Origin of the sequence: Candidatus Accumulibacter phosphatis (assembly GCF_012939955.1) — a bacterium.
Taxonomy (GTDB): domain Bacteria; phylum Pseudomonadota; class Gammaproteobacteria; order Burkholderiales; family Rhodocyclaceae; genus Accumulibacter; species Accumulibacter delftensis.
Genome location: NZ_SPMY01000032.1, coordinates 1 through 14,426, shown reverse-complemented (window position 1 = coordinate 14,426; position 14,426 = coordinate 1). Strand labels below are relative to the sequence as shown.

General features: G+C 61.0%; 8 protein-coding genes and 2 pseudogenes. 3 read left to right on the top strand and 7 right to left on the bottom strand.

The features are described from left to right. Positions 1 to 68 precede the first annotated feature (68 nt). Positions 69 to 3,197 carry an Ig-like domain-containing protein gene (locus E4Q23_RS11950; protein ID WP_336511677.1) on the top strand — a complete coding sequence of 1,043 codons (3,129 nt, stop codon included), beginning with the start codon at positions 69 to 71 and terminating at the stop codon, positions 3,195 to 3,197. Positions 3,198 to 3,300: 103 nt separating this feature from the next. Continuing rightward, entirely contained in the window at positions 3,301 to 3,759 is a 459-nt protein-coding gene (locus E4Q23_RS23275; protein ID WP_211203737.1) for a hypothetical protein, read from the top strand. A 187-nt stretch (positions 3,760 to 3,946) separates the two neighbouring features. Here E4Q23_RS23275 and E4Q23_RS11940 read toward each other — a convergent pair. The 7 genes and pseudogenes from E4Q23_RS11940 to E4Q23_RS11910 all read right to left on the bottom strand — a co-directional run bounded on the left by E4Q23_RS11940 (position 3,947) and on the right by E4Q23_RS11910 (position 14,061). After that, positions 3,947 to 4,925 (bottom strand): annotated as a pseudogene (locus E4Q23_RS11940) (polysaccharide deacetylase family protein). Continuing rightward, complete coding sequence (locus E4Q23_RS11935) at positions 4,922 to 6,241, bottom strand: putative O-glycosylation ligase, exosortase A system-associated (RefSeq protein ID WP_169066845.1); 1,320 nt, start codon at positions 6,239 to 6,241, stop codon at positions 4,922 to 4,924. The pseudogene E4Q23_RS11940 and the gene E4Q23_RS11935 overlap by 4 nt, the downstream one beginning before the upstream one ends. 204 nt (positions 6,242 to 6,445) lie before the next feature. Next, complete coding sequence (locus E4Q23_RS24845) at positions 6,446 to 7,153, bottom strand: glycosyltransferase family 4 protein (RefSeq protein WP_336511676.1); 708 nt, start codon at positions 7,151 to 7,153, stop codon at positions 6,446 to 6,448. 736 nt (positions 7,154 to 7,889) lie between these two features. Further along, positions 7,890 to 9,275 (bottom strand): phenylacetate--CoA ligase family protein, encoded by a 1,386-nt coding sequence (locus tag E4Q23_RS11925; protein ID WP_169066844.1) that lies wholly within the window; start codon positions 9,273 to 9,275, stop codon positions 7,890 to 7,892. A 259-nt stretch (positions 9,276 to 9,534) separates the two neighbouring features. After that, complete coding sequence (locus E4Q23_RS11920) at positions 9,535 to 10,746, bottom strand: TIGR04063 family PEP-CTERM/XrtA system glycosyltransferase (RefSeq protein WP_169066856.1); 1,212 nt, start codon at positions 10,744 to 10,746, stop codon at positions 9,535 to 9,537. Positions 10,747 to 10,912: 166 nt separating this feature from the next. Continuing rightward, a complete protein-coding gene (locus tag E4Q23_RS11915; RefSeq protein WP_169066843.1) occupies positions 10,913 to 12,103 on the bottom strand; it encodes a TIGR03087 family PEP-CTERM/XrtA system glycosyltransferase in 1,191 nt (396 codons plus the stop codon). Between the two features lie 16 nt (positions 12,104 to 12,119). Beyond that, positions 12,120 to 14,061: pseudogene (locus tag E4Q23_RS11910) on the bottom strand (XrtA/PEP-CTERM system amidotransferase). A 122-nt stretch (positions 14,062 to 14,183) separates the two neighbouring features. Here E4Q23_RS11910 and E4Q23_RS11905 point away from each other — a divergent pair. After that, positions 14,184 to 14,426 (top strand): transposase (locus tag E4Q23_RS11905; RefSeq protein ID WP_169066842.1); only part of this gene is annotated, 243 nt, incomplete at its 3' end.

The following is a 14,426-nucleotide window of genomic DNA, read 5'->3' as shown; positions in this document are numbered from 1 at the left end:
AGTGGCCAACAATGTTACCCATCACGGATCTAATGCTGCAAGGAGCGCCCCCATCCTAAGCTTCAGCGATCTTACAGGAACAGTCATCGGGCAAACCACGGGCGAATGGCACGACGCAACAATCACCCTCTCCCCCCACCGCCGCCGGCTACGGCTGGTTCATAGACCCCACCCCGTCCGACAACGCCGAATTCCTCCCCACCAGCAACCCATTCGAGTGGATCGCCAAGCCGGGCTCCGAGGCCGAGGGCAGAATGGACATGCTCACCGTTCTGCTCCATGAATACGGCCACGCCGTGGGACTGGACCACACCGCCGACAGCCACGGCCTGATGGCCTCGACCCTCCTGCCGAGCGTCCGCCGCCTGCCCTCTTCCACCGAACTCATCGCCCTTCGCGGCCTGCTCGCCGGCACGGACTCCGCACCCCTGCCGTACGATCCCTCTACCCCGCCCGGCGCACCGCTGCCGCTGAGCCGCAGCGTCGGCTCCCTGCGGCTCAGCCGCCTACGCCCGCCGGAGCCAAACGACCCGACCGGCGACAGGCTCAACGCGACGCTCACGCAATTCAGTATCGTGGCCAACCCCACCCTGCTTGACCCCGCTTTCATCGACGGCGCTGACTGGTGGTCCACCAACGGCGCAGTAATTTTCGTGCCGGAGTTCGCGACGCTCAAGGAAACGGCCGCCTCGCAAACCCGCCTCAACCAGGCCTTTGTGCTCGGCGCCAATGATCGAACCCTGTCCTTCACCTTGGCCGATATCGCGCTGAACGACGTGGACGCAGCCCCCGACGACGCCGTCGAAGTGGCGCTGATCGACGCCAGTACCGGCCTGTCACTGATGGGAGGCACCGGCCTGGCTGACAACGACGCGATCCTCAACCTGCAAGCCGATGGCAGCGAGCACAAGTCCGCTGGCGTCACGACACTCCGCAACGCCGACGGCAGTCTGTCGGTCGTTGTCGACCTCACCGGCATCGCGACGGGTACCGTAGTCAACCTGAGCTTCGACCTGATCGGCTTTGGGCGCGGCGCGGCTGCCGCCAGCAGCCAGGTCAGCATCCGCGACCTTCATCTCGGCGGCGGCCATAGCATTGAAGCCCGCGACGATGTCGCTACCACGGCCGAAGACACGCCGGTGACCATCGACGTCCTCGGCAACGATTTGGGCTGGGACCTGGGCAACAACCCCGGCGGCGAAACGAACGGCATCGTCCCCGCGCTCGTCCCCATCCTCATCGACGGCCCTGCGCATGGCGATGTTGCCGCCAACGCCGATGGCAGCATCACCTACCGCCCGCACGCGGATTGGCACGGCGACGATCGCTTCACCTATCGGCTGCTCAGCGACGGTGTCGAATCGAATCTCGCGACCGTCCGCCTGATCGTCACGCCAGTCAACGACGCGCCGACACTGGCCGAGATCGCCCCAACCAGCGGGCTCACGCTGCTCGAAGGCCAGCACTTCACCGCCAACGCTTCCGGAAGCGACGTCGACACTGGCGATATCCTGCGATATTCCCTCGATGCCGCGCCGGCCGGAGCGACGATAGACCCGACCACCGGGAGCATCGACTGGCAAGCGAGAGACGGCGACGCCAACCACTATTTCTGCGTGCGCGTCAGCGATACGGCGGGTGAATCAGCGAGCACTCACTTCACGCTGAACGTGCTCAACGTGGCGCCGACGCTGAGCGCCAGTGGTCTGCAGGCGACCTACACTGGCGAGGACTTCACGCTCACCCTGAGCAGCAGCGATCCGGGCGACGACCGCATCGACAGCTGGCGAATCGACTGGGGCGATGGTCAGGTCGTCGACATTGTGGACATCGCCGGCAACCCTGGCCAGGTCAGCCACCGCTACACGGGAATACTCGGCGAAGTCCGTATTCGCGCCAGCGCCATGGACGAGGATGGCAGCTATACTCTCGAACCGCTGGCCGTGGCCGTGCTACCACTCCCCTTGCAAGTCAGTTCGTTCAGCTACGATTACGGCGGCTTTGCGGTGCGTTTCAACAACGTCTTCGACGCCAGTCAGATCAAGCTCTACGACTCGCTGCTCACCGTTCTCCGTACGACTGACATCCTTCTCACAGGCAGCACCGGGGTAATCAATGGATCCCTGGTCATCGACGCCGACTACCGAGGGTTGCGCTACCTGATCGGCGGCGGCGGTCTCCACCCCGACACCTACCAACTGACGCTGACGAGCGGGCCGCAGGCGTTTCGCGGCGTATGGAGCACTCTCGACGGCAACGCTGACGGCGTCGCTGGCGACGATTACCAGGCCTCGTTTTCTCTCGACGCCCTGCCAACAACACAGCTCTCGCTGCCCCACTTCATGCGCGGACCCGGCCAGGCGGTCAATGTGCCGGCTGCCGGCAAACATCTTCCGCTGACGCTGCTCAGCCCGGGTGAGGTGCGGCGCTTGAGCTTCGTCATCCGTTTCGATCCATCGCTGCTGGTAATCAGCGCTGCGCTCCCGGGTTCCGGCCTGCCCGCGGACGCTTTGCTGGCGATCGACCGCTCAGTCGCCGGCGAGCTCCGGGTGAGCATCGCGTCGGAAACGGCCATCGCCGCCGGCACGGTCACGCTGCTCGACCTCGTCGCCAGCGTACCGGCGACGGCCCCGTACGGCGCGCAGCAGATACTCGATATCCAGCAGGTGTCGATCAACGCGCAGTCCCTGGCCGGCGTCGACCGCGACGGCCAGCACGTGGTCGGCTACGTCGGTGACAGCAACGGCAACGGTACCTGGGAATGGGCTGATGTGACGCTAATTCAGCGCACTGCGACTGGGACAGACGATGGATTTGCCGCCTGGTCCCGGATCGATCCACTCCTGCTTGCCGACATCGATGCCGACAAACGAATCACTTTTTGGGATGCATCGAAGATCGGCCAAAGGATGAATGGCCTCCCATGGCCAGAGGTTCCAAGGCTGCCGACCCGCCTGCCCTTGACCTTTGCGGCGCCGCAGGCGTGGCCGGAGCAGCCGGCGCCGGGGCAAAGCCCACCGCAAATCGACTTCGGCGCAAACTTCGCCGGCTTCGCGATCGGCAGCGACGACCCACGCAACCGGCGCGACAACTGGAAGACATCCTTCGTCACCCAACTCGCGAGTAGGACCATCAGTCCAAACAGCCGCTTACAGGTGACGCTGGAGGCCGCTCCGCCAGTAACGCCGTCGGCATGAACACAGCTTCGAGCGCAGTCTCGCGGGCGTGCTGCCGACAAACGGTCATGACACGCGCAGACCACCCCTACCCCGATCATGAAAGTCATGAACCGTCGAGGGTTTGTTCGAGTGCGCCGGTGTGGATGTGGTGGACTTTGGCGTACTGGTACACCAGCAAGGCGCTGCCGTAGGCTTCGCCGCCAGCGGCGAAATAGCTGTCTTCGATCCGACGGACGAGGGTTTCGATGGCCTAGCGAATGGGGTAGAGCGCTTCGATGAGGTGGACGTCGACGCGATATTCTTCAAGCTCAGGCTGCCGGGGAGAATTTCCGGATGCACTTCGGCGATGGCCAGGGCCTTGACGACGAAGGAGCGCATGGCTTCACCGAACTTCGGCATCGAGGTCCGCTCTCCGGAGCCAAGGTCGATCAGAAAAGAAAGGGCCTCGCTCAGCGCGGCCAGGGCGGTCTTGGCCTTTTCGTGTGTGTTGCACGCAATATGGACGCTATCAATTCCGGCTACCGCATGGCTTTCGCGCAGCTGTTGGTTTGCTGAAAGACTTGTCGGGAATGCGGAATGAGGAGTGCGGAATGCGGAGCTTGGCGTGCGAAGAGCGCAGTGCCGAGTGCGCAGTGCGGCACTACACCAGCCCGCACTTCATTGCGGGAAGATTGGGCCCATGTCGAGCTTCCTGCCGCGGCGCGGGAGAGCGGGTGCACGGCGCTACGCGCACTGCCCCATTGCCGGCGGGAAGACACCGCCTGGCATCACGAGGCCAGTTGCCCTGATCGCAACCATCTGTTCTGCAACAAGTTCCTGGCGAGCCTTGTGCCGAAACGAAATCGGGTTCGATCCCACGGCGTGAAACGAGGCAGTTGCGTCAAGTCACTCCGCGCATCGGCCACTCCCCACGCTGTGGTCACCGCCGCATCAAAACCCAGGCCGCGAATCATGTCGGCGTCCACCGCCCGATAGTCGACATCCGGTTTCCCATTGGGATAGGCAAACAAGCCTACCCGCTCCTGCAGCAGGGACTCCAGGAATTGCTTGCTCTCGGCAACCTCCGCCCTTGCGTCATCGGGCGACAAGCGGGCGAGAATCGGGTGCGTGACGGTGTGCGCACCTATCGTCATACCGGCACGACGCATCTTCTTCACCTGCTCCGAGGTCATCATCAGATCGGTCGGCAATCTGGCGCCTGAGACCTTGGCAACGTAAGTGGCCGCTTTGATACGTTCCTCAGGGTCTCGGTATTTAACAAGCTTAAGAACGGCGTCGATCGCTTGGCGAACCGCTTCGTCCGAGTTCAAGTCATGCGTCCCGAGCCCTTCATCCGAAAGATCAAGCCTTCTATTGCCACACTGGCGAACCGCCTCGACAAGCGTGTCGTTCCACATTCGTCCGCCATCGAGATAGCCGGTTGCGACAAAAAAAAGTTGCGCTCAAACCATGCCGCTGAAGTATCGGCATGGCGACAGCGTAATTGTCGGCGTAGCCATCGTCAAAAGTAATTGCCGCAGCCCGCGGCGGCAGCGAATGCGCGTTCAGCCGCGCGACCGCCTCGTCCAGCGGTAGAACGTTAAACCACTGCTTCAACCAGCCAATGATCAGTTCGAACTGGGCGGCGTCCGGATCACACCTCATAACCGAATCCGGATGTGCGAGGACACGATGAAAGATCAGGATCGACAGGCGTCCTCGGGGCCCTCCGGGCGCCAGAACTCGAGCAAGAGTTTTCACAATCATGTCAGCACCTGCTGCGTGGTGTTCGCTGGAAGCGTTGCTTGAGAAGGCTGTACAGACGAGAAGCCGGCAGGTGTTTCTTGCGCCGGGTGCTCGTTCAACCACCGTTGACTGACCACCAGAATGACCATGATGTTGTAGGGCACGTCGAAATAGGAAAGACTCAGGAATGCCCCGCCGACCAGATAACCTACCAGCGAGACTTGGCACATCCCGGCCAGGGTATGAACCCACGCCGCCTCTGGTCGGTTAGCGGCTTGCTTGCGCGTTTGCGCCGCCACGCGGAAGGTCAGCCACCAGATAAGCACAAACAAGAACAGGCCGATATAACCATGCTCGCCCAGCACGGCGAAGAAGATGCTGTGTGCTGCCCGTATTTTGGAGACCTCCGGCGGGGCATATATCGCAGCCGTAGCCCAGTCATACATCGAGAAACCCAAGCCCGTGACTCGGCTATTGGCGATGTTGATGGCTGTCCGCCAAGCCTCAAGTCGCTGCGAGGCAGACGCGTCCTGCTCGTAGTTCTGCATCGTCGACATTCGCGCTTCCCACGACCCTGGCATGAAGGAAATCAAGGCAACGGCGACAATCATGATTACCACGGCAGCTGCAAACTTCCGATCGGAGCGATACCAGAACACCATGGCCATGGCAGATATTGCCACCAGACCTCCGCGTGACTGTGTGCCCAGCGCTGCTGCCGCTGCCAACAACATCAGTACCACCAGACCACGACGCAACCACTGACTCGAAGCGACCAGGCGCAGGTAGTTCATCAGCGGTATGACCATGATCACGGCAACCGCGAATGCGTTGTTGTCCTCAAAGAAACCGCCGGGAGGACCCCAGACCCGATGTGCGCCACCGGTCATGATCGTAAAGAACCCACCCTTGAAGGCGTAGTAACCAACCGAGAGCATGATGACCCACACAAACACCTCGATGTGTTTCCGTTCGTGCAAGGCCATCAAGGCCACGAACGTCATTAGCTGAATCTTCAGGACGTCATTCAGCCGACTCGAGGACCCATCCAAATTCACGGCAAAGAGGGTCGTCAGACACACCCAAAGCATGAAGAGAAGCAGCGCAACCACGGGCGGTGACCAGGCCATGCGCAATTTGTCGCGCGTAATGACCAACGAAAGTAAGGCCGCACCCGCCGCGACAGCCGCAATCGGAGCAGTGGCCGCAAAGCCGTAGGCCAGCCTGTGGGGGTTCATGACGCTGATCCAGGTCCACAACATCACCGCCATCCACGTATGACGGAGCGCAAACGGCAGAGCCGCAAGGACGATGCCGACTATCAACAAATCACGCATTGCGTTCTCCCTGAACCCTGTTCAGGGTGGGTGCTCCCGCCAGGCAGTGCGCACCGGCAGCCACAGCGCAGAGGATTGCAGCGAGCGGCAACCAGATGCCTCTAGCGCAGACCTCTGGCCAAGCTGAACCGGCTGCTTGTACAAAGACGGTCAAGGTGCCAATACGGCAGGAACCGGGAGCACGAACAGCTTCCCGACGCGGAATCAAGATGTTCTCCTTGCGCCAGCCACGCGCCGATAGGCGTCCAGCCACTGCGTTCGCACCCGGGGCCAGGCGTACCTCTCTGCCTGCAGCAGACCGGCCTGCCGCAAATCTGCAGCCAGCGAGACGTCCTGCAAAACACGGAGCAGTTCCCGGGCCATGGCATCATGGTCGCCTATCGGCACCAGCAAGCCGGACACGCCCTGCTCAACCATGTCGGGAATCCCACCGGCACTGGTACTGACCACCGGCACACCGCTCGCGAAGGCCTCAAGAATGGAGATCGGCATGTTATCAACCGTACTTGGGTTCAGCAAGCAATCAGCCGATGCGTAGAGCGCCGGGATCTCAGAGTTTTCGATGCGACCCGAGAAGCAAACGCTGCTCTGCAAGCCTAGCTCGGCGACCAGCGCCTGCAAACGGGAGAGTTCAGGGCCGCTTCCGGCGACGGTCAGGCGCGCCTGCGGGTATGACGGAACGATCTGCGCGAAAGCACGAATCGCGGTTGGAATGCCGTAGATCGGCTCCAGATTTCGGGTCACCACCACATGCGGCGAGTAAGCGAACGCGCGTGGCGGGCCTGGCGAAAAACGTGAGAGATCGATAATGTTCGGTATGACCTCGGCTGTTAAACCGTAACTTGAAAAGACCCCCTGAAGAAATCCTGACGGAGTGACCCGAAGAGCCACCCGAGAAAGCAGGTAGCGCACGTGCCATGGGGCTCGTGAAAAAAAAGGAATCCGCATTCCCGCCCCGATAATTGATGATCACGGGAATGCTCCGCAAGCGTGCGATCAAGATCGCCGGCACCGTTAACAGATGCCAGGACCACCCGGAATTAGCGAAGACATGAATCACCTGCGCCCGCCCCGCGCCCCGCCAAAGTTGCAGTAGGTACGGCAAAAGGCGAACGGCGGCGCGCAGTACCGGCAGCCTCCCCACCCAGGCTGGCCAGTAGGGCGCATTGGTACGTACCAGCTCGACGCGGCTCCCTTCTTCGCCAAATAGACGGACGAGTTGCTCACACTGATTGGCCATTCCACCGGAGGGTGGTGGCAGGGGGCCCACCACGCAGACCGCCGGCCTCAGCGAGCCGCTATCGGCAATTTGCGTTGCATCGCCAGTCATTGCCAGTTCGCGCAAACTGAACGTTGCACGAGCGCTACGCTGATGCAGCTCAAACCGAAAGAGTGAACTCCCATGGGTGCCTTTCATTATTTTTCAAGCAGGTTTCATACACCGCGAACCGTTCGATCGAAACGCACGACCGAGTACAAACACGCGCGCCGCAGGAGCACGCTCCTTCGCCCCACACGCGCCCTTCGCTACGGTGCTTTCGAAAATTGCATGGCGGCACCAGAACGGGTCCTAGAGTATCCCGGTCCAGTAGCGACGACGAGGAAATCCGTCACGCCGCGTTTACATTCAGCTGCGGCTGCCTGCTGCTCAAGAAGTACAGCCGCCGGCCTGCGCGACCTGCTGCTGACTTACTTTGCTCTCCACATAGCGATACTTGCCGCTGGCCTCTGCCTCGATCGTTTCGACATATTCGATGTCCAGCCGAACACCCGCACCAAGCCTTGTACGGAAAGTGCTGCGCAGCTCCTGCTCGCTTGCTGATGGCCGAAAGCTAGCATCAGTCACCAGTTGCAGACGGCAAAATGACAGGGTTTCCTGGATCAGCTTGAAGCCATTAACCCCGGGCATGTCCCGCAGCACTATGGCAAATGCAATGGCGAGCACTACCGAACCGTCTTCAGCCAGGAGCACGTCATTGCTACGGCCGTGTATCTCTTTCAGCAATGGCAGACCACGACCGCAGGCGCATTGACCATCGTCGAGCACGGCCACATCGCCGTTGCGGTAGCGAACGAACGGAAAGCAACTGCTGTACAGGTGGGTCACCACCACATCGCCCGGCACGCCCGCAGGCACTGGCCTGCCCTGTTGGTCGACAATTTCGACAACGATATCCTCGGCGGTAATGTGCATTCCGCCCTGCGGGCAAGCGTGGGCGATGAAACCTGAATCACGACCACCATAGCCATTCGCAACCGGACAACCGAATACTCGTTGCAGCACATCGGCCTGATGTGGATACAGGCGCTCCGCCGTGCAAAAGGCCACCTTGATGCCGAGCTGGTTGAGAGGGACTCCTTGTTGCTCGGCCCGTTGTGCGATCAGCGTCATTGATGAGGGGTAACCGAACAACATTTTCGGTCGGAAGCGGCAGATTTCCGCAATGAAGCGATCCATATCTGTTGGCGACATCGTCGCCGACGGCAGCAGCCTGGTACGCAATAGCCAATCGCGGACCTGCTTGACGCGATCTTGCCGGGTCAATTCAATCGGACTCGACCAGATCACCATTTCGCGGTCACCGATATCAACGTCCCACCAACGCGTGGCACGCCATTTGGCCGCCACGTCGCGGCTGATGCGGGTCTTGCTGATGTTGAAGCGCAGGGGATCCCCGGTCGAGCCGGTCGTGGAAAATAGCCGCACTGCCTCTGGCGCACTGGAACGCAAGCGGTCGAAGTCGCGGCGGATGACATCCTTCGTCAGCACGGGCAAACGGGCCAGATCGCTAATGGCGGTGATCTCGGCGGGAACAAAATCCAGCGCGCGAAACAGATCGCGATAGTAGGGCACGTGCGCAGCGCAGTCGCTAAGGAACTCGCGTAACCTGGCCAGTTGCAGGGCGCGTAGTTGCTCCGCTGGCAGCCACTGGCTGCGCTCCAGCTCAAGTTTGACTGCCGTCGTGGAGTGCTTCTTGAGTTTTTCGTGCAGCGGGAACAGCAGGTTCGCTGCAAACGATGTGTAAATATCCATGCCCCTCCATCTCTGGCCGTCAACACCACGGCGGGATCAGCGCCGCCCTCCTGGAACTCACTCGCGCGTCGAGCAAGCGCGGACTACCGTGTAGCGACGAGCAGCAACGGCTTGGCCTGGAGAACGAGTTTCTGCTGCTTATTTTGACGAAGACCGCTGCCGCAGAGCAACTGTCCTCAGGCCGCCCGCCAGCTCTGTGCCGGCTGGCGCAAGCCGCGACAGCGGCGCAGTATCGGGCTGGCGAGCGCGGCTGATCATCCTAGCGCCTTGACTCGAACAGACGCGCAAAGGGTCGCTGATAGTTGGCGACGCTACGCTGCCAGTTGCGTTCCTGTTCGACGAAATGACGACCGGCCGCACGATAATCCGCCCAGCGGCTACCATCGGCGAGCAGTTGCAAGACCGCCTCAGCCAGCGCAGAAGCATCGCCGACCTTGAAAAGAATGCCGGTTTCGCCATGGCGGATCAACTCCTTGTGGCCGCCGACATCGGAAGCCACAAACAGGCGTCCCTGGGCCATGGCCTCAAGCGGCTTGAGCGGTGTAACCAACTCGGTGAGGCGCATTGAATGGCGCGGATAGGCCAGGACGTCTACAAGATCGTAATAGCGCTGGACTTCAGCGTGCGGGACGCGACCGGTGAACACCACTTTGTCGGCCAATCCGAGGCGGTCAAGCTGTTGCCTGAGCGCCTGATCCTGCGGGCCGCCACCGACGAGCAGCACGCGCACCTCGGGGCGCCCCCTGAGAATCTGCGGCAGCGCATCAAGAAGGAGATCGAGCCCTTCATACGCGTAAAAAGAACCGATGAAGCCAATCACGGTCGCGCCTTGCAGGCCCAGGCGCTCCTTGAGCGCGAGGTTGGGCTCGCCGCCGACAGCGAAGGATTCGATATCGACGCCATTGGCGATCACCGTCACTTTTTCGGCCGGAACGCCACGCGCGACGATATCGTTGCGCAAGCCGTTGCAGATCGTAAAAACGTGGTCGGCGCGCTGCAGGGCATGGGTTTCCAGGCGCCGTGTAAGGCGGTAGCGAAGACTGCCCTCGGTGGTGGTTCCATGATCGACCGCCGCATCTTCCCAGAACGCCCGCACCTCATACACCACCGGCAAACCCAGGCGCTTGCCAACGCGCAAGGCCGGAATGGCGTTAAGTACCGGTGAGTGGGCGTGCAGAATATCGGGCTTGACGATTTCGACCACCTCCATCAGGCGCTTTTCCACCTGGCGCATCACACCCAGTTCATTGATGCCGGGCAGCCGCAAACCGGCAAGCGTTGGGGCGGCTGTGCGGTAAAAGTGCCAGCCGTCCACGTTTTCCTCGGCTGCCTGGCAGTTAAGCTGCTTCGGTGTGGTGAGATGAAAGGTTTGCCAGCCGAGCTTGCGCTGCTCGCGAAGGATCGAAAGCGTACGGAAAGTGTAGCCGCTGTGCAGAGGGATGGAATGATCCAGGATGTGCAGAATGCGCATGTTCATCGCCCCATCCGGCCACGGCGATCCAGCCTGCCATCGGCGTCACTGACGAAGCCGGTTGCCTTGCCGAAAACGGAGTCACTCCGAAAAATTGCCGCGATCCTGTCAGGAAGTACGGAGGAATCGGGCGAACGACGCGGCGTGCGGAGTAAGGAGAAGGATTTCACGGCTCAAGATAGCGGTCAATGATGGAGAGGTGCGCGTCCCAACTGTAGCGTGCCAATACGCGCTCACGTGCAGCCGTTCCGATCAATCGAGCCCGGTCTGGCTCGCCAAGTATCGCTTCAACCTGAGAAACAAACTGTGAAACAGTCCCTGCTGTCAGGAAATCCCGCTCCGGAATGGCATCGATGGCGGTCGAGCATTCCTGCGAAGCAACGACCGGCAAGCCCATGGCCATCGCTTCCAGGACTTTGTTCTGCACGCCGCGCGCCAGGCGCAGGGGGGCAACGACGACCGCCGCATGGCGCAAATACGGGCGCACGTCGGGCACCGTGCCGGTGACGACGATTTGCTTTCCGGCCAGGGCCAGGACCGCGGCGGTTGGGCTGCGTCCGACAATGTAAAAACGGATGTTGGGCCAACTCTGCAACAAGGAAGGCAGAATCTCCGTGGCGAACCAGCTCACGGCATCGATGTTTGGCCAGTAGTCCATTGCGCCGGTGAACACGAGGGCTATTTCCTGCGAGTCGAAGGGCACGGGCAAGTCATGCTGCGGTGAAAAGTAATCGGCATCGACACCGTTACACATCGCTTCAACGTTGCCGGCGCACTCTGGTGCAAGGCCGCAAAACAGGTCCGCCTCGGCCTGGGTGACAAAGAACGATCGCCCGGACTGAACGGCCACCGAGCGCTCAAAAGCCAGTAATCTCGAACCCTCCCGCCGGTAGAGCCAGGACATTGGCCAAGGGTGTTGCGGCGCATACTGCACCCATTTCAGCGAGTCAACATCGACGAAATCGACCAGTTTGCGCCGTGACCCCCCCTCAACAAACATCGCCATGACCGAAGAAAAGACGACCACGGCATCGATTCCTTCGTCTCGCAGCATGCGGTCAACCCATGCCTGCAAGGCAGTATTGCGGTAATAGGCAAGTGTCAGCGCTTGACCGTTAAGCAAGCCCCTCAGGCTACGCAGCTTGGCAATCCTCGGAGAGAGCCGGGCAATATGCATCTGCGCACAATAGCTGGCAACAACCTCGACATAAGCCTCGTCCTGCGGGTCGTCGATAAAAGTGCCCAGGAACACCCGGTGCCGTGCAGCCAGGTGCTTGAGCAGGTGAAACGAGCGTACCTTGTCGCCCTTGTTTGGTGGATAGGGTAAGCGGTGGACCAGGTAGAGAACATTGCTCATGTGACGCGTCGCAGGTTCATCTCGGTCCCTGACCTTCCGTTGCCACGGCGACCAGTTCGGCCGGAGCATCCAGCACATTGCGCAGGAAAGCCTCGAACATCAGCACCGTCCACAGCGGCGCGCTGTAGTCGCGTGCTCCCGACTGATGGGCATCAACGAGATGACGGAGATAATCCTGATTGAACCAGCCCGTCTCTGCCAGACGGGAACCGAGCACCGCTTGGCGGACTCGTTCCCGCAAGGGGCCACGAAACCAGCGCGCGAGCGGCACGGCGAAGCCCATTTTCCGACGATAAAGGATGTCGTGCGGCAGACTGGCCTCCATCGCCTTCTTCAGCAAGAACTTGCCTTCCTGTCCACACACTTTGAGCGACGACGGTTGCGTCGCCATCCATTCCACCAGCCGGTGATCCATCAGCGGTTCGCGGACTTCGAGCGAATGCGCCATGCTGGCACGATCAACCTTGGTATTGATGTCACCGACCAGGTAGGTCTTGAGATCGAGGTACTGGATCAGCGCCAGAGGGTCGTCAGTGCCAGCCTTGCCGGCGTGGTAACGAAAAAACGTCCTGCGCGCTGTAGCCATCGATTTCGCGCCGGAAGCGGCCACTGAACAGCTTCGTTCGCATTGGCCCGCGCATGATCGACACGGAATGGAAATAGGCCTCGACCGCCGTTCTGGCCATGCCTTCGAAAGTGGTCTTGGCGCGAAAAATGCGCGGCGCCCAGTCCGCTTTCGGATATATCCGCCCGAGCACACCAAACAGGGGCCGCCGCACACCATACGGCAACGCCGAACGCAAACGCTCTTCCATCAAGTGCATGCGGTAGCGACGATAACCGCCGAAAGTCTCGTCGCCACCGTCACCGGAAAGAGCCACCGTCACATGCTTGCGCGCCAGCTGGCACACCCGATAGGTTGGGATCGCTGAACTGTCGGCATAGGGCTCGTCGTACAAGCGGGCCAGGGTGTCGATCAGATCGAAGTCGTCGCTGGCAACCAGTTCGCAATGATGATTGGTTCGATAGCGAGCCGCGACCTCCTGCGCGAAGGCGGCTTCATTGTAGGCTGGATCCTCAAAAGCCATCGAGCAGGTATTGACCGGCTCGTTGGACAAGCCGGCCATCAGCGCCACAACTGCACTCGAATCGACACCACCGGACAGAAAGGCGCCTAGCGGCACTTCCGAGATCATGCGCAGCCGAATCGACTCGCGCAGGATTTCGTTGAGTTTCTCACATGCCTCGTCTACCGGTAGCTGCTGGTCAAGGCTGAAACGCACGTCCCAGTAAGCCTTCGGCGCGGCCAGCGCTTGCCCGCGACGAACGCTCAACAGGTGCGCCGGCGGCAGCTTCCGGGCCTGGTGAAAGATCGTCCGCGGTTCGGCGACGTAGCCAAGGGCGAAGTATTCCTCGACCGCCAGGGGATCAATATCGCGCGCCAGGCCGCCGTGTGCCAGCAGCGACTTGAGCTCGGAGCCGAAGAGAAAGATGCCATCGGGCAACATCGCGTAGTACAGCGGCTTGACGGCCAAGCGGTCGCGCGCCAGGAAGAGCGTCTCGCGATTACGATCCCAGAGGGCAAAGGCGAACATGCCGCGAAAACGTTGCACGCAGTCCTCTCCCCAGGCCTCCCAGGCGTGAACGATGACCTCGGTATCGCTACGCGTATGGAAAACGTGGCCCAGCGCCTGCAATTCCGGGATCAGCTCCTGGTAGTTGTAGATTTCACCGTTGAACACCACGCAAACGCTCTGATCCTCGTTGTAGAGCGGCTGCTGGCCGGTGGAAAGGTCGATGATCGAGAGCCGGCGATGGCCCAGGCCGACACCCGGTTCGAGGTGCAAGCCCCCTTCGTCGGGGCCGCGATGGTGCTGCGACTCGTTCATCCTCGAGAGGACGCGACGATCAATGTCACGCCGGCCACGGGTATCGAAAATTCCAGTTATTCCGCACATAGGTTTGTTTCAGTTTCCTTGTCGCTTTTTCTCGGCCGTCGCCTAGCAGCCTGTCGGACTTTCCCAGCGCCGTGAACCGCACATGATAAAATCATACTTTGTTCGAGCTACCGAGTCGTCACATGGCCCACTTCATTGTCGCTGACCGCAAGACCGACTATCTACTCCCGCCGTCACTGGACGATTGGCTGAACCAGGATCATCTGGCCCGGTTCATTGTTGACGTGATCGACCAGCTTGATCTTTCCAAACTCATTCAACAGTACGCTGGGCGCGGATCGAAAGCCTATCATCCGGCGACGCTGCTGGCGATTCTGGTCTATGGCTACGCGACGGGTATTTTCTCCAGCCGCCGGCTGGAACAG

Excerpts from the sequence above, each read along its gene's own strand:
- E4Q23_RS11920 (WP_169066856.1), bottom strand. The coding sequence starts at position 10,746 with ATGCGCATTCTGCACATCCTGGATCATTCCATCCCTCTGCACAGCGGC.
- E4Q23_RS11915 (WP_169066843.1), bottom strand. The coding sequence starts at position 12,103 with ATGAGCAATGTTCTCTACCTGGTCCACCGCTTACCCTATCCACCAAAC.
- E4Q23_RS11925 (WP_169066844.1), bottom strand. The coding sequence starts at position 9,275 with ATGGATATTTACACATCGTTTGCAGCGAACCTGCTGTTCCCGCTGCAC.
- E4Q23_RS11935 (WP_169066845.1), bottom strand. The coding sequence starts at position 6,241 with ATGCGTGATTTGTTGATAGTCGGCATCGTCCTTGCGGCTCTGCCGTTT.